This window comes from Azospirillum argentinense, from assembly GCF_000632475.1.
GTDB lineage: Bacteria > Pseudomonadota > Alphaproteobacteria > Azospirillales > Azospirillaceae > Azospirillum > Azospirillum baldaniorum.
On sequence record NZ_CP007794.1, the window covers coordinates 1171215 to 1192269 of the forward strand.

Below are 21055 nucleotides of genomic sequence, written 5' to 3' on the forward strand. Positions count from 1 at the left end.
AGGTCGGGAGGGGGGCCCGACTCTACAGCCCTTCCAACCACCTGAGTGCCGCCTCAGCATCGTGCACCTCAGCCACGCCATTACCCTTTGGTCGCTCGACCATCACCACGGGAATGCCCCGGCGCCGCGCCGCCTCCAGCTTCGCTTCCGTGGCGCTCCCGCCGCTGTTCTTGCTGACGATGACATCCACCCGATGCTTCTCCAGCAAGGCGGTCTCCCCCGCCAGCGTGAAGGGGCCGCGGTCGAGGATCAGGCGGTGGTCCGGCAGCGTCGGTGCCGGCTCCGGCGGGTCGACGGCGCGGATCAGGTAGCGCTTGTCCGGCACCGCCTCGAAGGCCGCGACTTCCTGCCGGCCGATGGTCAGGAAGACGTTCCCGCCCAGCGGGCGCAGCGCCTCGGCGGCGGCGGCCATGTCCGGCACGCCGATCCAGCGGTCGCCCTCGCCCGGTTCCCACGGCTTGCGGGTCAGCACCAGCAGCGGCACGCCCACCCGCGCGCAGGCCGCGGCGGCGTTGGCGGAAATCTGGTCGGCGAAGGGATGCGTGGCGTCCACGACCGCACCGATGCCGTCCTCCACGAGATGCGCCGCCAAACCGTCCACGCCGCCGAAGCCGCCGATGCGGGTCGGCAGAGGCGGCAGCACCGGCTTCCTGGTGCGCCCCGCCAGCGACACCGTCGCGTCGATGCGCGGGTGGCCGCTGAGCAGGCGGGCCAGCGCCGTGGCCTCGGTGGTGCCACCCAGAATCAGCGCCTTCATGCTTGTCCTCCTTGGGGTGCGCCATGATTAGCACAGGACCGGGCCGTTGGCTGAGCGTCGTCGGCATCGGCGAGGACGGGTGGGACGGTCTGTCGCCCGCCTCCCGCGCGCTGGTGGAAAGCGCAGACCTGCTGGCCGGCGGCGCCCGCCATCTGGCGCTGGTGCCGGAAACGGGCGGACAGGAGCGGCTGCCCTGGCCCTCCCCCCTGTCAGACGCCTACCCCGCCCTGCTGGAGCGGCGCGGCCAACGGGTCTGCGTTCTGGCGAGCGGCGATCCATCCTGGTACGGCATTGGCGCCACCCTGTCGAAACTCGTTCCGGCTGAGGAACTGTCGATCGTTCCGGCTCCGTCCTCCTTCAGTCTTGCCGCCGCCCGCCTGGGGTGGCCGCTGCAGGATTGCGGCACCCTGACGGTGCACGGACGCCCGCTGGAGCTGATCATTCCGCATCTGCAACCGGGCGCACGGCTTCTCATCCTTTCCTGGGACGGAACGACCCCGGCCAAGCTGGCGGCGCTGCTGACGGCGCGCGGCTTCGGACCGTCGCGCCTGACCGCCCTGGAATCCATGGGCGGACCGCGCGAGCGCTGCAGCGTTGCGACGGCGGAAGAGTGGTCGGCGGAGCGGGTGGCCGACCTGAACACGCTGGCCGTGGAATGCCTCGCCGCGCCCGGCGCCCGCGCCCTGCCCCGCGCGCCGGGCCTGCCCGACGACTGGTTCGAGCATGACGGCCAGATCACCAAGCGGGAAATCCGCGCCGTCACCCTGTCCTGGCTGGCGCCGCGCCGCGGCGAGCTGCTGTGGGACATCGGCGCCGGCTCCGGTTCCATCGGCGTCGAATGGATGCTGAGCGACCCGACGAACCGCGCCATCGCCGTGGAGCACAAGGCCGACCGCGCCGCCCGCATCCCGGCCAACGCCGCCGCCTTCGGCGTGCCGGGGCTGGAACTGGTGCGCGGCAAGGCGCCGGAGGCGCTGAGCGGGCTGCCGACGCCGGACGCCGTGTTCATCGGCGGCGGGCTGACCAACGACGGGGTGCTGGACGCCTGCTGGTCGGCGCTGAGGCCCGGCGGGAGGATCGTCGCCAACGCCGTGACGCTGGAGAGCGAGGCGATGCTGATCGCCACCCACAAGCGGCTGGGCGGGCAGTTGTCGCAGATCGCCGTCAGCCGCGCCGCGCCCATCGGTGGCTTCACCGGCTGGCGCCCGCTGATGCCGGTCACGCTGTGGCTGGCGGAGAAGCCGCTGTGACGGCGGATCGTTTCATCGCGGCGGGCATCGGCTGCCGGGTGGGGTGCCCCGGTGACGAGATTGCCGGGCTGGTCCGCGCCGCCTTCGACGAAGCCACACTGGACGAGGCCGTTCGCCGCTCCGTTCAACTGGCGGCACCGATGCGCAAGCGCAACGAAGCCGGCATGGCGGAGGCGGCGCGCCTGCTCGCCCTGCCGCTCCGGTTCGTTGATGATTCAGCGTTGGCCGCGGCGCAGGACCGGACACAGACCCGCTCCGCCCGCGTCGAGGCCGCCGTGGGTGTCGCCTCGGTCGCGGAGGCTGCGGCGCTGGCCGCCGCCGGGCCGGGCTCCACCCTTCTGCTGCCGCGCCGTTCCACCCCGCGCGCCACCTGCGCGCTGGCGATTTCTGGGGAAGTTTCCGCATGACCGTGCATTTCATCGGCGCCGGACCGGGCGCGCCCGACCTGCTGACCCTGCGCGGGCGCGACCTGATCGCGTCCTGCCCGGTCTGCCTCTACGCCGGGTCGCTGGTGCCCAGGGAGATCATCGCACACGCCCCGCCGGGCGCCCGGATCATCGACACCGCCCCGCTGACGCTCGACCAGATCGTCGCCGAGTTCAAGGCCGCGCACGCGGCCGGGCAGGACGTGGCGCGGCTGCATTCCGGCGACCTGTCGGTCTACAGCGCGCTCGGCGAGCAGACGCGGGCGCTGCGCGAACTGGGCATTCCCTACGACATCACGCCGGGCGTGCCAGCCTTCGCCGCGGCGTCGGCCGCGCTGGGGCGGGAGCTGACCCTGCCGGAGGTCAGCCAGACGCTGATTTTGACACGCACGGAAGGCCGCGCCTCGGCCATGCCGGCGAACGAGACGCTGGAGGTGCTGGGGCGGTCGGGCGCGACGCTGGCCATCCACCTGTCGATCCACGTCATCGACCGGGTGGTGGAGCGGCTGACCCCGCTCTACGGCGCGGACTGCCCGGCGGCGGTGGTCTACCGGGCGACCTGGCCGGACGAGCGCGTGCTGCGCGGCACGCTGGTCGACATCGCCGCGCAGGTGGCCGACTCGCCGATGGAGCGCACCGCCCTGATTCTGGTCGGCCCGGCGCTGGGGGTGGATGATTTCCGGTGCAGCGCGCTCTACGACGGGTCGCACGTGCGCCGCTACCGGGGGCTGGGGGAGTGAGGAGGCTCTTTTCTCCCTCTCCCCTCCGCTTACGCGCAAACGAAGTTTGCGCTGACGCGGCAGGCGGACCTTCGGTCCGCCGAAAGCGGGGAGAGGGGCGGGGTGAGGGGGTCCGGCGGTTGCCGAACGTTCCGGTCCCCCCTGAACCCCCTCACCCTAACCCTCTCCCCAGAGGGGAGAGGGAACTAAAGGGCGCTCCAGCCGGACGTTCCGACGATGTTGCCCTGGCGGTCGGTGACCAGCACCTCGACCGCCACGGGGGCGCCGTCAAGCGTCTCAAGCGCCGTGCGTTGCGCCAACGCCGCCACGCGGTCGGCCAGCGGCAGGCCGGCGCCTCCGGCGATGCCCAGGACCTGCGCGGCGGTGTTGGCGGCGCGGGCCTCGGCCACGGTGTCGGGAGCAGCGCCCAGTTCGGCCATGCGGTCGGCCAGCCAGTCGAGATCGACGCTGCCGCGCTTGGAATGCAGATCAAGCAGGCCGCGCGCCAGCTTGCCGAACTTGGCGAAGCCGCCGCACAGGGTCAGGCGCGGGATCGGGTGGCGGCGCAGGTACTTCAGCGTGCCGCCTGCGAAATCCCCCATGTCGAGCAGCGCGTGCTCCGGCAGGCCGTAGCGCGCGACCACCGCCTTTTCCGAGGTGTCGCCGGTGCAGGCCGCGACGTGGTCCAGCCCGGCCGCCCGTGCCACATCGACGCCGCGCTGGATGGAGGCGATCCAGGCAGCACAGGAATAGGGCACGACGATCCCCGTCGTCCCCAGGATCGACAGGCCGCCGAGGATGCCCAGCCGCGGGTTCATGGTGCGGCGGGCCAGCGCCTCCCCGTTCTCCACCGAGACCTCGACAACGACGTCGGGGGCCTCGCCGGCCAGCGCCGCGGCCTCCGCGACCGCTTGGCGGATCATCGCACGGGGCACCGGGTTGATGGCCGGTTCGCCGACCGGGACCGGCAGGCCGGGGCGGGTCACCATGCCCACCCCCTCCCCCGCGCGGAAGACGACGCCCTGGCCCGGCTCGGCGCGGCTGACGCGGGCGCGGATCAGCGCGCCGTGGGTGACGTCCGGGTCGTCGCCGGCGTCCTTCACCACCCCCGCCGCCGCCCAGCCCTCGCCACGCTCCGTCCAGGCGAGCGCGAAGGCTGGCGTCTGGCCGCCGGGCAGGGTTACCGTCACCGGATCGGGGAAGTCGCCGGAGAACAGCGCCCCGCAGGCCGCCCGCGCGGCGGCGGTGGCGCAGGCGCCCGTCGTCCAGCCCCGCCGCAGCGCCTTGCCGTCGCCGCTTCCGTCGCCGTTCCCCTCTCCGCCGTCCACACCGTTTTCCGTCGCTGAGTGCTCGTCCATGACCGCAGAGCCGTCGCCCGACTCCCTTTCTCTTCCTCTGGAACTGGCCGACTTCCGGCCCGGCAGCGTGTGGCTGGCGGGGGCCGGTCCCGGCGATCCCGGCCTGCTGACCCTGCTGGCCCTGCAAGGTCTAAGGCAAGCCGACGTGATCGTCCATGACGCGCTGGTCGGTGAACGGATCATGGCGCTGGCGGCGCCCTCGGCAAGGCTGGAGTTCGCCGGCAAGCGCGGTGGCAAGCCCTCCGCCCACCAGGACGACATCACCAACCGCCTGATCGAGCTGGCGCGCGAGGGGCACCGCGTGCTGCGGCTGAAGGGCGGCGACCCCTTCGTCTTCGGGCGCGGCGGCGAGGAGGCCCAGGCACTGGCCGAGCGGGGCATCCCCTTCCGCATCATCCCCGGCATCACGGCGGGCATCGCCGGTCCGGCCTACGCCGGCATCCCGGCCACCCACCGCACGGCCAACCAGGCGGTGATCCTGGCGACCGGCCATTCCTGCGCGGGTGGGCCGGACTGGAAGGCGCTGGCCGCGACGGGCGCGCCGCTGATCCTCTACATGGCCTGGAAGGGCCTGCCCGGCATCGCGGCGGCGCTGATGGAGGGCGGGCGGTCCGCCGACACGCCGGTCGGGGTGGTGACCGACGCGACGACCGAGCGGCAGCGCGTGCTGGTGACCTCGCTCGGCGCCTGCGTCGCCGATCTGGAGGCCAGCGGGATGGAGCCCCCGGCCATCATCGTGATCGGCGAGGTGGTGCGGCTGCGCCCCGTGCTCGACTGGCTGCCCAAGGAGCCTCCCCATGGCTGAGCCCACCATGTCTGAGGCCGCGCCGCGCGGGCTGATCGTCGGGGCGCCGGCGTCGGGCACCGGCAAGACCACCGTCACGCTGGGGCTGCTGGTCGCCCTGAAGGCGCGCGGCCTGCGCGTCGGCGCGGTGAAGGCGGGGCCGGACTACATCGACCCGGCCTTCCATCAGGCGGCGACCGGGCGGCCCAGCGTCAACCTCGACAACTGGGCGATGGGGCCGGACCTGCTGGACTCGCTGGCCCGCCGCGCCGGGGAGGGCACCGACCTGCTGGTCTGCGAGGCGCTGATGGGCCTGTTCGACGGGGTGGCGGGCGTCGGGGCGACCGGCACCGGGGCCACGTCGGAACTGGCCGCGCGCACCGGCTGGCCGGTGATCCTGGTGGTCAACGCCAAGGGCCAGTCGCAGTCCGCCGCCGCCCTGGTCAAGGGCTTCGCCACCTACCGCGACGATGTGCGGGTCGGCGGGGTGATCCTGAACAACATCGCCAGCCCGCGCCACCTCGCCTTGGCCGGTGGCGCCATCGAGGCGCTGGGCATCCCCGTCCTCGGTTCGCTTCCCCGCACCCCCGACGTGATCCTGCCCGAACGCCATCTCGGCCTGATCCAGGCGGAGGAGACGGCGGACCTTCAGGAGCGTCTGGCGGCGCTCGGCCGCTTCATCGCGCAGCATGTCGACCTCGACCGGGTGGCGGCGCTCGCAACCCCCTCCCGCGCGCCGGAGGGGAGTTTCGCGCCCGCCCTGCCGCCGCTGGGCCAGCGCATCGCCATCGCGCGCGACGCCGCCTTCACCTTCGTCTACCCGCATCTGCTGGAGGGCTGGCGCGCGGCGGGCGCCGAGGTGACGCACTTCTCGCCCCTGGCCGACGAGGCGCCGCCCGACGACGCAGACGCCGTCTATCTGCCCGGCGGCTATCCCGAACTGCACGCCGGACGACTCGCCGCCGCCGGACGCTTCCGCGACGGCATGCACCGCGCCGCCACCCTCGGGCGCCCGGTCTACGGCGAGTGCGGCGGCTACATGACGCTGGGCGAGTCGCTGGAAGACGCGGCGGGCACCACCCACCCGATGCTTGGACTGCTCGGGGTGCGGACCTCCTTCGCCAAGCGCAAGCTGCATCTGGGATACCGCCGCGCCGTCCTGCTCGGCGACACGCCGCTGGGCCGGGCGGGCACCGCGCTGCGCGGGCACGAGTTCCACTACGCCTCGATCCTCGACCGCGGCGCCGACGAGCCGCTGGTCACCGCCACGGCGGCGGACGGGTCGGACCTCGGCCCACTCGGTGGGCGGCGCGGCAGCGTCTTCGCCTCGTTCTTCCACGTCATAGCGGCAGACCGATGAGCGACCACGCCTTCGCACCGGAGGAGCGCGACGCGCTCTACAAGGCGATCTTCTCGCGCCGCGACGTGCGCGGGCAGTTCGTCCCCGACCCGGTGCCGGAGGAGGTGCTGACCCGCGTGCTGACCGCCGCGCACCACGCGCCGTCGGTCGGCTTCATGCAGCCCTGGAACTTCATCGTCGTCCAGGACCCGGCGGTGAAGGCCCGCGTGCACGCCGATTTCTCCCAGGCCAACGAGGAGGCCGCCGCCCTCTTCACCGGGGAGCGCAAGGCGCTCTACAGCCGCCTGAAGCTGGAAGGCATCCGCGAGGCGCCGGTCAACCTGTGCATCACCTGCGACCGGGAGCGCTCCGGCCCGGTGGTGCTGGGTCGGACGCACATTCCGACCATGGACCTCTACTCCTGCGTCTGCGCGGTGCAGAATCTCTGGCTGGCCGCCCGGGCGGAAGGGCTGGGCGTCGGCTGGGTCAGCATTCTGCACGAGGACAAGCTGCGCGAGGCGCTGGGCATTCCGGAGCGGATCGTCCCGGTGGCCTATCTCTGCCTCGGCTACGTCTCCCACTTCCACGAGACGCCGGAACTGGAGAAAGCCGGCTGGCGCAGCCGGCTCCCCCTTGAGGACCTCGTCTTCCGCGACCGCTGGGGCGGGACGACGTAACCGGCGGTCGTCAGGCCCCGAAACCGCCATCGATGGTTTGGAACGAGCCGGTGATCATCGCGCCGTGCGGGCCGGCGACGAAAGCGGTCAGTTCGGCGACCTCGCTGGCGTGGGCGTGGCGCTTGATCGCCATGAAGCCGTGCATGGCCGCGGCCATCGGGCCGTCGGCCGGATTCATGTCGCTGTCGGTCGGCCCCGGCTGGATGGCGTTGACGGTGATCCCGCGGTCGCCGAAGTCGCGCGCCAGACCACGCACCATTCCCTGGACCGCCGCCTTGGTGAGCGCGTAGGCCGCCCCGCCCGCGAAGGGCATCCGGTCGCCGTTGACCGACCCGATGACGATGATGCGCCCCGGCCCGGTCATGTGGCGCGCCGCCTCGACCGCGGCGTGGTAGGGCCCGCGCACGTTGATGTCGATCATGCGGTCAACCTCGTCGGGGTCGAAGGTCAGCGGATCGCCGATCATGGCAACCCCGGCGTTGACGACCAGCACGTCCAGCGCGCCCCGCCCGGCCACCGTGGCGATCACCGCGTCGCGGTCCGCGCTGTCGGTGCGGATCGCCTCGGACCCGGTCTCGGCGGCCAGCGCCGCGGCGGCCTCCGCCGAGCCGGCGTAGGTGAAGGCGACCTGCCCGCCGCCCGCCGCGAAACGCTGGACGATGGCCTTGCCGATGCCCCGGCTGCCGCCCAGTACCAGGATGTTCTTGCCCGCGAAGTCGCTCATGATCGGTTCCTTGAATTAATGTAGTGACCGCTATATAAAATCTCTCCAGGGCATCGCGCAAGGATTTTTTATAGTGACCGCTACAAAAAGATCGGAGCCGCGTGGACGGCGGCGTTCCTTCGACGTGGACGAGGCGGTGGAGACGGCGATGCGGCTGTTCCACGCCCGCGGTTACGACGCGGTCGGCGTGGCCGAGCTGGGCGCCGAACTGGGCATCAAGCCGCCGAGCTTCTACGCCGCCTTCGGCAGCAAGGCCGGGCTGTTCGAACGGGCGCTGCGACGCTACGCGGCGGGCGAGGCGAACATCTTCGCGCGGGCTCTGGCGGAGGGCGGCGACGTGGCGACGGTGATCGGACGGACGCTGGCGCTCGCCGCGGCGCTCTATCCTGGCCAGAATGGGACGGCGGGCTGCCTCGTGCTCGACGGCGCGCGCAACAGCGCCGACCCCGAGGCTCAGGCCCTGGCCGACGCGGCCAAACGGGAAGGCCGCGCCGCGGTTCGCGACTTCATCGCCGCCGAAGCGCCGGACCGCGCCGACGCGCTGGCCGACTTGGTGGTGGTCGCGATGATGGGGATGTCGGCCGCCGCCCGCGACGGCGCGGACCGGGACAGGCTGGAGCGGGTGGCCGCCATGATGGACCGCGCCTTCCGCCGCGAGTTGGCGGGCGCCTGACCAGTCCCCCCTGCGGAGGATGGTACAGGATTTCCGTCACGTCTTGGTCCTTACGGCTGACCGGCGGGCGATGCAGGATCAGCGGCAGCCGGGAACTTCCCGCATCCCCATTGAGGACCAACCGCCATGTCCCCGCGTCTCGACTACCACGCCACCACCCCCGCCGGCATGAAGGCCCTCGCCGGCGCGCATGGCTACATCGGCCAGTGCGGGCTTCCGGTCACGCTGATCGACCTCGTGTATCTGCGCGTTTCGCAAATCAACGGCTGCGCCTATTGCATCGACCTGCACAGCCGCGATCTTCTGAAGAACGGCGTCACCATCGACAAGCTGGTGCTGGTGCCGGTCTGGCACGAGGCCGAAGCGCTGTTCACCGACCGCGAGCGGGCCGCGCTGCGCTGGGCGGAGACGGTGACGCGGGTGGCCGAAACCGCCGTCCCGGACGCGGAGTTCCAGGCGGTGTCGGCTCAGTTCTCCGAGAAGGAGGTGGCCGACCTGACGATCGCCATCGGCCTGATGAACCTCTACAACCGCCTCGCCATCAGCTTCCGCACGGTTCCCTCTGCGGCGCGCTGAGCGCGGTCCGCTGCGTCATCCATGCCGGGACACCAGTTCGGCCAACCGGCGGCAGTCGTCGGACAGGCGCCGTTCCAGGATGTTGGTGATGCCCAGCAGCAGGCCGCGGGGACGAGCGGCTTCCGAGCCATCGGCGTACCAGGGCGACAGCGGCACCGGAGCGAGGCCGTCCGCCTGCGCCGCCGCGGCGATGGCGATGTCGCGGCTGCCCGGTGGCAGGACCAGCCGGACCGACAGGCTTCCCGACGCCTCCACGGCCATCGGCGACCCCACCCCCGCGGTGTCGCGCATGGCGGCCAGAAGCGCCTGCTGGCGGACGGCGTAGAGCCGCTTCATCCGGCGCAGGTGCCGGAAATAATGCCCGCCCGCCATGAAGTCGGCGACCGCCCGCTGCATCGCCGCCGTCGGGGCCGGGCACAGGCAGGCGGCGACCTCGCCGAACAGGCCGGCCAGCCCCGGCGGCACCATCAGGAAGCCGAGCCGCAGCGCCGGGGTGATCGTCTTGCTGAAGGTGCCGGCGTGCAGCACCCGCCCATCCCGGTCGAGGGAGGCCAGCGCCGGAGCGGCCCGGCCCTTCAGTTGCAGTTCGCTGAGATAGTCGTCCTCGATGATCCACGACCCGGCCCGCGACGCCCAGTCCAGCAAGGCGAGGCGGCGTTGCAACGTCATGGTCACACCGAGCGGCGCCTGCTGGCCCGGCGTCACCACGGCCAAGCCCGCCGCCGGCGCCCGTGCGAGTCCCGCATCCACGTCGATCCCGGCGGCGTCCGCCGGCACGGGCACCACGGTCATGCCGGCGAGGTGAAGGGCGCGGCGGGTCAGAGGAAAGCCGGGCTCCTCCATCCAGGCGGTGGCGCCATCCAGCCGCAAGGCCCGAATCACCAGGCCGAGCGCGCCGGAATAGCCGGCCGTGACGAAAATCTGCTCCGGCGTGCAGCGGATGCCGCGGGCGATGGCCAGCACGGCGGCGATCTCGCGCCGCAGATCGGGATGGCCGCGAGGATCGGGATAGCCGACGGGGGCCGCCGCCGCGGCCCGCGCCGCCCGCCCGACGATCCGGGACCACAGGGTGAAGGGGAAGGCGTCTTGCGCCGGCACGCCCATCTGGAAGGGCAGCGGCGCCCGCTCGACACTGGAGAACAGCTCCAGGACCGACGGGGCCTTGACCGGCCCGTCGGGGGACGGCCCCGCCATGGCCCCCTCGGCGACCCGCGTCCCCGCGGCGCCCAGGCCGACCGCGAGCTGTTCGTCGATCAACCGCTCATAGGCGTCGCGCACCGTGCCGCGGGACACCCCGAGCTGCACGGCCAGATCCCGCCAGGACGGCAACCGCGCCCCTCCGGCCAGCCGGCCATCGCGGATGGCGTCGCGCAAGGCGGCGTGGATTTGTGCGGACAGCGGAACCTTCGCGGTCCGACTGAGGGCGATGTCCAGAGTTTCCGGAGGCGGCAGGGCGGGCATGGGCCGCAGGATACCGCAACCCTGACCGTCCGCAATCCACCGCAAGCCTTCCCGATTTCCCGCCGGACGACTCTCGGCGTCCGGCGCATCGCGGACGAAAAAAAGGCCGGAGCAATCGCTCCGGCCTTGAGTCTAGGGAGGAAACGCCCCGAGAATGGGCTGGCGGAGAATAGGGGCACCCCTTTCGAACTGGTATTACCAATCTGGAATGGGTGCGGTGCAGCACCCGCATAGGCCGACAATTCCCTGTAAATACTATGGCCTTTTGGCATTTCCATTCCACCGCGGCGTCCGGGTACCGTCCCGTCGCGGAACAGGGGCGATTTGTCATCCTCGGTACAGCTTCACCACCGACGCGCGAACGCGCATAATCCGGCGCGGAACTGGGGGTGCGGCCCGCAGCGGCAACGGCCGTGCGGGCACTGGATGGGGAACGACGGCATGGGATTCGGCAGGGGCGTCTGGCTGCGCCCGGTGGTCGCGCTGGTTTTCGGGATTCTGACCAGCGGGATTTTGGCCGGCGGACCCGCGTGGGCGGACCCCACCCGCTTCACCATCCTCTACGCCCACAGCACGACCGAGCTGGAGGACGTGCAGGGACGCGGCGGCATCGCCCGGCTCGCCACGCTGGTCCGCCAGGAACGGGCGGCGGGCGGCACCGTGCTGGTTCTGCACGGCGGGCAGGCGCTCGCCCCCTCCGTCCTGTCCTTCTACGACCAGGGGGCGCACGTCATCGACCTGCTGAACGGGGTCGGCATCGACGCCATGGCGGCGCTGAACCGGGAATTCCATCACGGCGACGACGTGCTGATGACCCGCGCCTTCGAGGCGAGCTTCCCCATGGTCGTCTCCAACGCGGTGGACCGCCAGACGGGCAAGCCGCTGGACGGGCTGGAGGACCGGGCGATGCTCAACGCCGGGCCAGTGCGCGTCGGGGTGCTGGCCGCAACGCCGGCGCGTACCGGGGAGATCACCCGCTCGCCGCGCACCGACTTCCTGCCGCCGGGTCCGGTGCTGGCCCAGAAGGCGAAGGACCTGCGCAACGCCGGCGCCGATCTGGTGGTGGCGCTGACCGGCGATTCCGGCGGCACCCACCGCGAGGTGATCGCCTCCGGCGCCGCCGACATCGTGCTCTACCAGGACCGCGGGCGGGTGGTCGCCGTGGATTACGACGGCAAGACCCTGAACGCGACGGTCGAGCCGCAGGCCGCCTGGGTGCTGGCCCTGGACATCACCGCCGAGACGGTGACCAAGGGCGACGCCACGCGCACCGTGTGGAGCAGCGGCGTGCGCGCCATCGACACCGCCACCGTTCTTCCCGACCCCGCCCTCGACGCCCAGGCCAAGGCCTACCGCGCGCGGCTGGACAGCATGCTGGGCATGCAGGTGGGCCGGCTGGATGCCGCCATCGACACGCGGCGCGAGGCGGTGCGCGCCAGCGAGAACGCCTTCGCCAACACCGTCGCCGATTCGCTGCGCGAGGCGATGGAGGCAGACGTGGCGCTGATCAACGGCGGCTCCTTCCGCGGCGACCGCGCCTACGCGGCGGGCACGGTGTGGACGCGCCGGGACATCCAGACCGAATTCCCCTTCCACGACACCGCCGTGCTGATCGAGGTCACCGGGCAGCAGCTCCGCGACGCGCTGGAGTTCGGCTTCTCCGGGATCGGGCAGTTGCAGGGCCGCTTCCCGCACCTGTCCAACGCCCGCGTCACCGTCGACGCGTCGCGCCCGCCCGGCCAGCGGGTGGTGGCGCTGACGGTGGGCGGCAAGCCGGTGGAGCCGATGGCCCGTTTCCGGCTCGCCACCGGCAGCTACCTCGCCAACGGCGGGGACGGCTATGCGATGCTGTCCACCGCCCCGCGGCTGGTGGACGACCGGGACGCCGATTTCGTCTCGACCATCCTGGCCAGCCGGATCGCCCGCACGGGCAGCTTCGCGCCGCGGCTCGACGGCCGCCTGACGGTCCAGCGGTAGCCGCGGAATGGACGCCACGCCGCCTTCCACCGACCGCACCGATGCCGCCGCGCCCCTGCGCCGACGCCGTGGGGCGCGCGTCGGCATCGTGCTGCGCATCTCCATCGGCCTGACCATCATGACAATGCTGGTCCTGCTGGTCGGCGTCGTGTCGCTGTCCTCCTTCCAGCTGTTCCGGGGGGAGGTGTCGGTGCTGTCCACCACCACCCTGCCGAAGGTCATCACCAGCGCGGAGCTGCGCGGCTCGCTCCAGAAGCTGGTCGCCCGCCTTCCCGTCCTGGCGGGAGCGGCCACCACCCCGCAGCGCCGGGCCATCTACGACGAACTCATCAGCGAACTGGAGTTCCTGAGGAAGCTGGTGGAGCGCATGCGCGACCTCCACCAGCAAGGGGAGCCGGGCGGCGATGGCGAAAGCGACGAGCTGCGGCTTCTGGAACAGGCCCAGTCCACCCTGCTGATCCTGGCGGCGACGGTGGCCGACCTGAACGCCGAGGTCGGGCGGCAGATCGAGGCCGGCGCCCGTCAGGCGGAGGCGATCCGCGCGCTGGCCCAGCTCGCCGACGCGCTGGAACGTCTGCCGGGGGCGGAGCCCGGAACCGGTCCGGCCGTGTCGGCACCCGGCGGGGGCGGGATGCTGGGCGCCTGGGCGGTGCGGGCGGGGGCGCTGATGGCGCGGGCCGCCGGGGCGATGCAGACCGACCATCTGAACCGGCTGCGGGTCGAGCGCCGCAACGCGGAGAACACGCTGGCCGAGTTGGGCCGGCTGGCGGCCGCCACGCCAGAGCCGGAGGGCTCCGCCATGGAGCGCATCCGGGCCGATCTCGCCACGATCCTGGTGGCGCCGGGGGCGCTGTTCGACAGCTCCGCCGAACGGCTGCAGGCGCGCAACCGCGCCCAGGCGCTGTCCGGCCAGTCGCGCGTCCTGGTGGAGACGGTGGACCGCTTCACCCTGGCCCTGTTCGACGCCATCCACGACCAGTCCACCGACCGCACCGGCGATCTGGCGGCGATGATCCAGGAGCGCTCGCGCCTGGTGATGGTGCTGGGCGGCGCCTCCATCCTGCTGGCGATCCTGGTCCATCTCTTCTTCCGGCGCTTCCTGACCTCGCGGCTGGTCGCGCTGAACGGCGCGGTGCTGGCCCGCCTGTCCGGCAGCGACGCGACGGTGCCGGTGGAAGGCAACGACGAGATCACCGACATCGCCGCCTCAATCCGCTACTTCATCGACGAGATCGACCGGCGCCAGATGGATCTGGCCGACAACGAGCGGCGCTTCCGCGACCTCGTCGAAGGCTCCATCCAGGGCATCATCATCCACCGCGATTTCCGCCCGCTCTACGCCAACGACGCCTTCCTGCAGATGCTGGGCGGCAGCCTGGACCGGACGCTGCGGGTGCGCTCGGTGCTCGACTTCATCGCCGAGGACAACCGGCCGCTGGTCGAGGACAACTACCGGCACATCGTCGCCACCGGCCTGCCCAGCGAACGGCGGCGGCTGCGCGCCCGCCGGCTCGACGGGTCGGAGCGCTGGATCGAGCTGACCAGCCGCCGCATCGACTGGAAGGGCGAGACCGCCGTCCAGTCCATCGTCGTCGACGTGACGCGCGAGGTCGAGGCGGAGGCGGCGCTGCGCCGGTCGCGCGACGCGGCGGAACAGGCGTTGCGCGAGCTGAAGGAGACCCAGGCCAGCCTGATCCAGGCGGAGAAGATGGCGTCGCTCGGCCAGCTCGTCGCCGGGGTGGCGCACGAGGTCAACACGCCGATCGGCATCACCATCACGGGCGCCTCGCAGCTCGCCCTCCAGTTCGAGGAGCTGACCCGCCAACTCGCCGCCGGGGCCATCAAGAAGTCGGAGTTCCAGCGCTTCCTGGCCGACGGCGGGGAGATGGCCCGGCTGATCCTGTCCAACAGCACGCGCGCCGCCGATCTGGTGCAGAGCTTCAAGATGGTCGCGGTGGACCAGTCGAGCGACGAGCGCCGCCGGTTCGAGCTGAGGACCTACATCGGCGAACTGCTGCGCAGCCTGCGCCCGGTTTACAAGGATGTGGCCGGTCTGGACATCGGCGTGGACAGCCCCGACGAGCTGGAGCTGGACGGCTATCCCGGCGCGCTGTCGCAGATCCTGACCAACCTCGTCCTCAACGCGCTGACCCACGCCTTCACGCCGCACCATCCGGGCCGGCTGACCATCGCCGCCCGCCTGCTGCCGCAGGATCAGGTGGAACTGACGGTGGCCGACGACGGGCTTGGCATCCCGTCGGACATCCTGCCGAAGATCTTCGACCCCTTCTTCACCACCCGCCGCGGCAGCGGGGGCAGCGGGCTGGGGCTGCACATCGTCTACAATCTCGTCACCGGCACGCTGCGCGGCACCATCACGGTGCAGAGCATCCCCGGCGAAGGCACCCGCTTCACCCTGCGCTTCCCGCGCGTTACCCCGACCGCGGGGATAACGGTGGGAAAGGCGGAGTTGGTGTGAGCCGGCATCGTTCTAGAGAGCGGGGTCAGCGCACCTCGCCCTCGAACCAGTGACGGCCCTTGCGGTCCTCGACCTCAATCACCCAGACGTCGGGGTCGTAGCGGGTCTGGCGGGCGATGTAGGCATCGGCGGTGGCCTCGTCCACCGGTTCGGCGCCGGTGCCGCGCGACCAGCGCAGCCGTTCCTCGTCGCGCACCTGGACCAGCACGCTGAAGGTCCGGTCCAGCCGGTTCAGTTTCAGGATGACCGTGCCGCGGCTGGGGTCCCCCTTGCGCAGAACCATCATCGTGACGCCCTCGGCATCGGCGGCGCGGATGTGCGCCATCACCCAGAGGTGCGTCGGCAGACGGTCGTCCATGGAAATCCTCGTTCCGGGAAGGTCCGGGGGCTCGCCTTCGGCATGGCCCCGGTGTAGACAACGGGCATGGCGACACTCCTGGACGTTCTCGACGCCGCCGTCAACCACCACATGGCCGGGCGCCTCGCCGAGGCGGCGCAGGATTACCGCGTCGTGCTGGATGTGGAGCCGGCGCAGCCCGACGCCCTGCATCTGCTCGGCGTGGCGGAGGCCCAGCGCGGCGCCCACGCCGCGGCGGCGGCGCTGATCACCCGATCGCTGCGGCTCCGCCCCGACGCGGCGGCGCCCTGGGCGAATCTCGGCGGCGCCCTGCGCGTGCTGGGCGACGCGGAGCGGGCCGACGCCGCGCTGACCCGCGCCCTGGCCCTCGACCCGGCCTTGGCCGACGCCCTGACCAACCTGGGTTCGGTGCGCCACACCCTGGCCGACCATCCCGCCGCGCTGGCGTGGCTGGAGCGCGCGGAGCGGCTGCGGCCCGGCCATCCGGACACCGCGCTCAACCGTGGCGTCGTGCTGCGCGACGCGCGCCACTTCGCGGAGTCCGACGCCTGCCTGGACGCCCTGCTGGCCGCACGACCCGACCACGCCGACGCGCACTTGGCGCGCGCCGTTAGCCGGTTGGTGCGGGGCGACCTGCGCGCCGGATGGGACGAGTTCGAGTGGCGCCCGCGCCGCCTGCCCGCACCGCCCTGGACCGGCGAGCCGCTGGAGGGCCGGCGCATCCTGCTGCACGCCGAGCAGGGGTTCGGCGACACCATCCAGTTCGCCCGCTATGCCCCGCTGGTGGCGCGCGCCGGCGGTCGGGTGATCCTGGACGTGCACCCGCTGCAGTTTCGTCTGCTGCGCTCGCTGGGACCGGAGATTCAGGTGCTGGTGCGCGGGCCTGCCCCGGCGCCGCACGATCTCCACTGCCCGCTGATGAGCCTGCCGCGCGCCTTCGGCACCGATCTGGCGAGCATTCCCGCCCCTCCCGCCTACCTTTTCGCCGAGGCAGACGAGGTGGCGCGCTGGGGCCGCCGGATCGCCGAAGTCGATACGGCAACGGGGTTTGGACCGCGCGTCGGCCTCGTCTGGGCGGGCAACCCCAATCACCGCAACGACCGCAACCGCTCCATCCCCGTCGAGCGGCTGGCCCCGCTGCTCGACACGCCGGGGCTCCGTCTGTTCAGCCTGCAGACCGGCGATGCCAAAGCGGCCCGCCCGGCCGCCCTGCCCGACCTGACCGCGGGCATCCGCGACTTCGCCGACAGCGCGGCCATCCTGGCGAATCTGGACCTCGTCATCGCGGTCGACACGGCGACCATCCATCTGGCGGGGGCGCTCGGCGTGCCGGCGTGGCTGCTGCTGCCCTACGCGCCGGATTGGCGCTGGCTGCTCGACCGTGCGGACAGCCCCTGGTACCCGTCGCTGCGCCTGTTCCGCCAGCCTCGCCCCGGCGACTGGGACAGCGTCCTGCGCGTCGTCGCCACGGAACTGGAACGGTTCGCCGCCGCTCAGTTGGCGCCGCAGAAGCAGTCGTAGGGATCATTCCCGCTCCAGGCCGGGCGGGAGCTTGCAACGGGCAGCGCCGGCATCTCCGCCGCCAGCAGGGTGGCGTTGAAGGTGGCCACGTCGAAGGGCCGCGGGTCCGGCGGATCGAAGCGGAGCGGCGCGTTGCTCAGCGCGTGCCCCAGCAGGGCCGCCCCCAGCACCGGTATCAGAAGTTGCTCCACACGATCCAAGCAGCCCTCCTCCGGCGGCGCCACCGCCGGCCTGCATCCCGTTTCCCCTCCCCCGTTCTACCGCAGCCCCCGACCGGCCACGCCCCATCTTTTGGTCATATGGATTGGCTGGACGGATTGGACGGGAGCTTTCTTCCCTCTTCCCGTCCGGGACGCTAGGCCAATTTTTCCCAGCGCGCGGCAAAAAGGGGTCCCGCGCGTTCTCTCGTCGGCCTTCTCCATACGAAACAACACGTTAAACAGGGCCGCGCGGTTGGCATCGTCCTTGCTTACCCGAATGGCAACGAATTCTGCCCTTTCCGTTTGGAGATCCCTGGCCATGAGCATCTTCGGTTCGATGACCACCGCCGTCCTCGGCCTGAGCGCGCAGTCGAAGGCCCTCGGTCACATCTCTGACAACATCGCCAACGCCTCGACGGTCGGCTACAAGCGGGTCAACACGGCCTTCGAGACGCTGGTGCTCCAGTCCAACGAGCGGTTGCACGCGCCGGGCGGCGTGACGGCGGCGCCGATCTTCATGAACAACATCCAAGGCAACCTGACCCAGGTACAGAGCCCGACCAACGCCGCCATCCAGGGCCAGGGCTTCTTCAGCGTGTCCAAGCTCAGCCGCGGCCTGACCGGCCCCGGCCAGCAGGGCGAGACGGTGCAGACCCAGACCGGCACGCTGAACGCCGACAACGTCTACTACACCCGGGTCGGCGACTTCGAGCTGGACAAGAACCGCTATCTGGTGAACAGCGCCGGCTTCGCGCTGAACGGCTGGATCGTCGACGACGTGACCGGCCAGTTGAAGAAGGACGTGGTGCAGCCGCTCCAGGTCAACACCCTGACCGACAAGCCGCAGTCGACCAACAGCATCACGCTGGGCGCCAACCTGCCGGCCACCCCGACGCCGGGCGTGCCGATCCCGTCCTCCAGCATCCAGGTCTATGACACCCAGGGCAACGCCCGGACCATCCAGTTCGACTGGCGCCAGGACGCCTCCAACGCGTGGCGCCTGGGCATCGTGGCACCGGGAAGCTCGACCCAACCGGTCGCCGGTTCCTTTGCCGGCGGCGCCGCCTCTACGGCCACAGGCGGCAAAGTGGCAGGCGTGACTCCGGTGGCTCAGGTCAGTCAGGTGCGGGTCGACGGAACAACTTCCGTTCCGGCTTCGTCGGTCACCATCGGTGGCCGTACCAATTATTATCCGGACGGTACGTCTCAGGACAACATCCGGATTGGCGACACTTATACTCTGAACATCAACGGCAGCGCCCCCATTACGGTCACGGTAACCGCAGCGAACATCGGAACTCTTTCAACTTACGACGATGTCGCGGCCGCCCTGATGAGCCAGATCAATTCGATGTCTCCTACCCCCTATCAAGCAACGTTGGACGACAAAGACAAACGCAGGATCATCGTTACAACGTCGGGAAACCCACCTGCGCCGGTCGAGATCTCTGGGACTTTCGCCAACGCCTCGCCACAAACCAGCACGATCAGCGGCCCCTCGACCAACCTGACCGGCTCGGTCAGCGGCGACCAGCGCAGCACCTTCACCTTCTCCACCGCGGCCATCGATGTGGGCGACGAGTTCCGCATCACCGTGGCGGGCAAGGAGTTCAAGACGCGCGTCACCTCGGCCAACATCGGCACGTTGGGCAACATCAACGGCGTGGTCGCCGATCTGGCGACCCAGATCAACGGCGCCGTACCGCCCCTGGGCATCAACGCCCTGATCGGCACAGCCACGGTGCCGGCGGGAACCGCCAACCAGCTCGTGCTGGACGGGACGGCAGTGACAGAAACCTTTGCCGCCACTTACGGCGTGACCAACGCCGACAGCCGCAAGAACACCATTACCGCTTCCACCCCGGTGGACTACTCGGTGATGACGGCAACCATTACCCAGGCAGCCACCCCTGCCCTGGCCGAGATCAGCCAGGTCGCCTTCCCAATGACGACGGCCCTGAAAGTTCCAGACCAGTATGTCGTCAACGTGGCGGGGCAAGAATTCAAGACCACCATCTCCTACGCGAACATCAACGCGCTTAAGGATATGGAAGGCGTCATGAATGATCTGATGAGTAAGATCAACGAGGCCAATTTGGCCGTCAGCGCCTCAGTCAACCCAGCTTCGGGCGCCATGGTCCTGACGGGTACGATGCCCAACGCGGCCTTGAACGTCAGCGCCAACAAACTGGACATCACCGGCACGGACAACGTGCGGGTTGGCGACAGCTACACCGTACGGGTGGATGGCGTTCCTTACGCGGTCTCGGTGACCGCCGACAACATCCTGACTATGGGAACCTATGGCGGCATCGCCAACGCGCTGGCAGCACAGATCAACTCAGCCCGGCCACAGGCGCCGGTCATCGCATCGGTCGTAAATTCGCAACTCCAGGTTACAGCCCGCAACCCTGGAACAGCGTTTAAGATCGATCAGGAATACACCTCCGGTACGGCCACCAACAACCAAGTGAACGGCCCAACGACCAGCGCGCCGACGGACTCCCGTGGCCAGCGCCAGGAATTCTCCTACCCGCAGACGCAGATCGACATCGGCGACGTCTATTCGGTGTCGATCGACGGTACGCCGATCTCGGTGACGGTGGACAAGTCCAACTACGGAAACTTCCAGGACATCAACGGCGTCCTGCAAGAACTGGCCAACCGCGTCAATGCGGTTAACCTAAACGTCGTCGCCACGGCGAGCGGCGGCCGGCTGACCCTGACCCACAACACCTCGACCACCGGCAAGTTCGAGGCGAAGGCCAGCATCCAGAACGCCTCCGGCAGCTCCGGCACGCTGACCGCGTCGACCACCACCTCCAACGTGGCGGGCGTTCGGCAGTCGGAAACGGTGACGCTGACCGGCACGCCGGGCGACAAGGACGCCGAATACACGGTCATCGTCAACGGCTCGCCCATCACCTACAAGACGACGGGCGAGGAAACCTCGATGGAAACCATCGCGGCCAGCCTCGCCAATCTGGTGAACAAGAACACCTCGCTGCCGGTGACCGCCAGTGCGGAGGGCAGCGTGCTGAAGCTGGTCGCCAAGTCGGCGAGCGGCACGGTGGCCGACCAGTTCACGCTGGAAACCGCCGCCCAGGCCGGCACCACCCCCGCGCACGTCTTGCTGAACTTCGGCACCGATCCCGGCAACGTCGGCACCATCACCAGCGTCAGCACGGCGAAGGTCGGCACCGGCACGGCGGTGACCTCCGCCAACCAGGGGGTTGGGGCGGACGCCAACGTGACCTTCACGGTGGACTACGGCTTCGGCCCGCAGCAGATCACCCTGAACCTCGGCCAGATCGGCAAGTCGGGCGGCGTCACCCAGTTCGCCGGCAACGAGATCAACGTGCGCGAGCTGGTGCAGGATGGCGCCTCGCGCGGCCAGTACAAGGAGGTGGTCTACGGCGACAACGGCGACGTGATCGTGAACTACGACAACGGCCGCAGCCGCGTCATCGGGCGCATCCCGGTGGTCACCTTCAACAACCCCAACGCCCTGCAGCGCGAGGCGGGCGGCGTCTACATCGAGACCGACGACGGCGGCCGGCCGAACTTCAACGATCCCGACACCAACGGGGCCGGCGCGGTGGTCGCGAACAGCGTGGAGTCCTCCAACGTGGACATCGCGGACGAGTTCACCAAGCTGATCGTCACCCAGCGCACCTACTCCGCCAACACCAAGATCGTCACGACCTCCGACGAGATGCTCCAGGAAGTCCTCGGCCTGAAGCGCTAAGCGCGGTCCTGACCACGCGGGCGGGCGCC

General features: G+C 70.7%; 18 protein-coding genes. 12 read left to right on the forward strand and 6 right to left on the reverse strand.

The features are described 5' to 3' along the window. Positions 1 to 22: 22 nt before the first annotated feature. Positions 23 to 757, reverse strand: a complete 735-nt coding sequence (locus ABAZ39_RS19470) for a cobalt-precorrin-6A reductase (RefSeq protein WP_040134445.1) — start codon at positions 755 to 757, stop codon at positions 23 to 25. 23 nt (positions 758 to 780) lie between these two features. Between ABAZ39_RS19470 and ABAZ39_RS19475 the strand changes: the two genes are divergently transcribed. From ABAZ39_RS19475 to cobM, 3 genes are read left to right on the forward strand one after another with little or no spacing between them, the layout of a single operon-like run. Further along, on the forward strand, positions 781 to 2007 hold the full coding sequence (locus ABAZ39_RS19475; protein WP_051658269.1) for a bifunctional cobalt-precorrin-7 (C(5))-methyltransferase/cobalt-precorrin-6B (C(15))-methyltransferase: 1227 nt from the start codon (positions 781 to 783) through the stop codon (positions 2005 to 2007). Beyond that, a complete protein-coding gene (locus tag ABAZ39_RS19480; RefSeq protein WP_040134447.1) occupies positions 2004 to 2414 on the forward strand; it encodes a cobalamin biosynthesis protein in 411 nt (136 codons plus the stop codon). The genes ABAZ39_RS19475 and ABAZ39_RS19480 overlap by 4 nt, the downstream gene beginning before the upstream one ends. After that, positions 2411 to 3172: a precorrin-4 C(11)-methyltransferase gene (cobM, locus tag ABAZ39_RS19485; protein ID WP_040134448.1), complete on the forward strand. Its 762-nt coding sequence runs from the start codon at positions 2411 to 2413 to the stop codon at positions 3170 to 3172. The genes ABAZ39_RS19480 and cobM overlap by 4 nt, the downstream gene beginning before the upstream one ends. A 185-nt stretch (positions 3173 to 3357) precedes the next feature. Here cobM and ABAZ39_RS19490 read toward each other — a convergent pair whose 3' ends face one another. Next, a complete protein-coding gene (locus ABAZ39_RS19490; protein WP_201043547.1) occupies positions 3358 to 4509 on the reverse strand; it encodes a cobalt-precorrin-5B (C(1))-methyltransferase in 1152 nt (383 codons plus the stop codon). Between ABAZ39_RS19490 and cobA the strand changes: the two genes are divergently transcribed. The 3 genes from cobA to bluB are packed head-to-tail and all read left to right on the forward strand — an operon-like array spanning position 4508 to position 7309. Then, positions 4508 to 5314, forward strand: a complete 807-nt coding sequence (gene cobA / locus ABAZ39_RS19495; protein WP_051658271.1) for a uroporphyrinogen-III C-methyltransferase — start codon at positions 4508 to 4510, stop codon at positions 5312 to 5314. The genes ABAZ39_RS19490 and cobA overlap by 2 nt on opposite strands. Further along, positions 5307 to 6653 (forward strand): cobyrinic acid a,c-diamide synthase CobB, encoded by a 1347-nt coding sequence (locus tag ABAZ39_RS19500; protein ID WP_247874833.1) that lies wholly within the window; start codon positions 5307 to 5309, stop codon positions 6651 to 6653. Before cobA ends, ABAZ39_RS19500 begins: the two co-directional genes overlap by 8 nt. After that, complete coding sequence (gene bluB, locus ABAZ39_RS19505) at positions 6650 to 7309, forward strand: 5,6-dimethylbenzimidazole synthase (RefSeq protein WP_040134449.1); 660 nt, start codon at positions 6650 to 6652, stop codon at positions 7307 to 7309. Before ABAZ39_RS19500 ends, bluB begins: the two co-directional genes overlap by 4 nt. Positions 7310 to 7319: 10 nt before the next feature. Here the strand turns inward: bluB and bdcA are convergent, their stop codons facing one another. Then, entirely contained in the window at positions 7320 to 8033 is a 714-nt protein-coding gene (bdcA, locus tag ABAZ39_RS19510) for an SDR family oxidoreductase (RefSeq protein WP_040134450.1), read from the reverse strand. Positions 8034 to 8106: 73 nt separating this feature from the next. Here bdcA and ABAZ39_RS19515 point away from each other — a divergent pair, with 73 nt between their 5' ends. Then, entirely contained in the window at positions 8107 to 8706 is a 600-nt protein-coding gene (locus ABAZ39_RS19515) for a TetR/AcrR family transcriptional regulator (protein ID WP_040134451.1), read from the forward strand. 126 nt (positions 8707 to 8832) lie between these two features. Next, positions 8833 to 9282, forward strand: a complete 450-nt coding sequence (locus ABAZ39_RS19520; RefSeq protein ID WP_040134452.1) for a carboxymuconolactone decarboxylase family protein — start codon at positions 8833 to 8835, stop codon at positions 9280 to 9282. Between the two features lie 15 nt (positions 9283 to 9297). Here ABAZ39_RS19520 and pdxR read toward each other — a convergent pair whose 3' ends face one another. Beyond that, positions 9298 to 10743: a MocR-like pyridoxine biosynthesis transcription factor PdxR gene (gene pdxR / locus ABAZ39_RS19525; RefSeq protein WP_040134453.1), complete on the reverse strand. Its 1446-nt coding sequence runs from the start codon at positions 10741 to 10743 to the stop codon at positions 9298 to 9300. A 441-nt stretch (positions 10744 to 11184) separates the two neighbouring features. Here pdxR and ABAZ39_RS19530 point away from each other — a divergent pair, with 441 nt between their 5' ends. Together ABAZ39_RS19530 and ABAZ39_RS19535 are read left to right on the forward strand one after the other, a co-directional pair. Continuing rightward, positions 11185 to 12720: a bifunctional metallophosphatase/5'-nucleotidase gene (locus tag ABAZ39_RS19530; RefSeq protein ID WP_040134454.1), complete on the forward strand. Its 1536-nt coding sequence runs from the start codon at positions 11185 to 11187 to the stop codon at positions 12718 to 12720. Positions 12721 to 12727: 7 nt separating this feature from the next. Beyond that, a complete protein-coding gene (locus tag ABAZ39_RS19535) occupies positions 12728 to 15199 on the forward strand; it encodes an ATP-binding protein (protein ID WP_040134455.1) in 2472 nt (823 codons plus the stop codon). A gap of 25 nt (positions 15200 to 15224) precedes the next feature. On the opposite strand, the gene ABAZ39_RS19540 is transcribed toward ABAZ39_RS19535, so the two are convergent. Further along, entirely contained in the window at positions 15225 to 15557 is a 333-nt protein-coding gene (locus ABAZ39_RS19540; protein WP_014197577.1) for a DUF1491 family protein, read from the reverse strand. A gap of 66 nt (positions 15558 to 15623) precedes the next feature. Here ABAZ39_RS19540 and ABAZ39_RS19545 point away from each other — a divergent pair, with 66 nt between their 5' ends. Then, positions 15624 to 17078: a tetratricopeptide repeat-containing glycosyltransferase family protein gene (locus ABAZ39_RS19545; protein ID WP_040134456.1), complete on the forward strand. Its 1455-nt coding sequence runs from the start codon at positions 15624 to 15626 to the stop codon at positions 17076 to 17078. On the opposite strand, the gene ABAZ39_RS19550 is transcribed toward ABAZ39_RS19545, so the two are convergent. Next, positions 17051 to 17269: a hypothetical protein gene (locus ABAZ39_RS19550; RefSeq protein ID WP_247881659.1), complete on the reverse strand. Its 219-nt coding sequence runs from the start codon at positions 17267 to 17269 to the stop codon at positions 17051 to 17053. The genes ABAZ39_RS19545 and ABAZ39_RS19550 overlap by 28 nt on opposite strands. A 328-nt stretch (positions 17270 to 17597) precedes the next feature. On the opposite strand from ABAZ39_RS19550, the gene ABAZ39_RS33190 reads away from it, so the two are divergent. Continuing rightward, positions 17598 to 21026, forward strand: coding sequence for a flagellar hook-basal body complex protein (locus ABAZ39_RS33190; protein ID WP_051658272.1), 3429 nt, complete (start codon positions 17598 to 17600; stop codon positions 21024 to 21026). Positions 21027 to 21055 lie beyond the last annotated feature (29 nt).

What these genes read in the sequence shown, in the direction of transcription:
- ABAZ39_RS19470 (WP_040134445.1), bottom strand. Translation starts at nt 757, where the DNA reads ATGAAGGCGCTGATTCTGGGTGGCACCACCGAGGCCACGGCGCTGGCC.
- ABAZ39_RS19475 (WP_051658269.1), top strand. Translation starts at nt 781, where the DNA reads ATGATTAGCACAGGACCGGGCCGTTGGCTGAGCGTCGTCGGCATCGGC.
- cobM (WP_040134448.1), top strand. Translation starts at nt 2,411, where the DNA reads ATGACCGTGCATTTCATCGGCGCCGGACCGGGCGCGCCCGACCTGCTG.
- cobA (WP_051658271.1), top strand. Translation starts at nt 4,508, where the DNA reads ATGACCGCAGAGCCGTCGCCCGACTCCCTTTCTCTTCCTCTGGAACTG.
- ABAZ39_RS19490 (WP_201043547.1), bottom strand. Translation starts at nt 4,509, where the DNA reads ATGGACGAGCACTCAGCGACGGAAAACGGTGTGGACGGCGGAGAGGGG.
- ABAZ39_RS19500 (WP_247874833.1), top strand. Translation starts at nt 5,307, where the DNA reads ATGGCTGAGCCCACCATGTCTGAGGCCGCGCCGCGCGGGCTGATCGTC.
- bluB (WP_040134449.1), top strand. Translation starts at nt 6,650, where the DNA reads ATGAGCGACCACGCCTTCGCACCGGAGGAGCGCGACGCGCTCTACAAG.
- bdcA (WP_040134450.1), bottom strand. Translation starts at nt 8,033, where the DNA reads ATGAGCGACTTCGCGGGCAAGAACATCCTGGTACTGGGCGGCAGCCGG.
- ABAZ39_RS19520 (WP_040134452.1), top strand. Translation starts at nt 8,833, where the DNA reads ATGTCCCCGCGTCTCGACTACCACGCCACCACCCCCGCCGGCATGAAG.
- pdxR (WP_040134453.1), bottom strand. Translation starts at nt 10,743, where the DNA reads ATGCCCGCCCTGCCGCCTCCGGAAACTCTGGACATCGCCCTCAGTCGG.
- ABAZ39_RS19530 (WP_040134454.1), top strand. Translation starts at nt 11,185, where the DNA reads ATGGGATTCGGCAGGGGCGTCTGGCTGCGCCCGGTGGTCGCGCTGGTT.
- ABAZ39_RS19535 (WP_040134455.1), top strand. Translation starts at nt 12,728, where the DNA reads ATGGACGCCACGCCGCCTTCCACCGACCGCACCGATGCCGCCGCGCCC.
- ABAZ39_RS19540 (WP_014197577.1), bottom strand. Translation starts at nt 15,557, where the DNA reads ATGGACGACCGTCTGCCGACGCACCTCTGGGTGATGGCGCACATCCGC.
- ABAZ39_RS19545 (WP_040134456.1), top strand. Translation starts at nt 15,624, where the DNA reads ATGGCGACACTCCTGGACGTTCTCGACGCCGCCGTCAACCACCACATG.
- ABAZ39_RS33190 (WP_051658272.1), top strand. Translation starts at nt 17,598, where the DNA reads ATGAGCATCTTCGGTTCGATGACCACCGCCGTCCTCGGCCTGAGCGCG.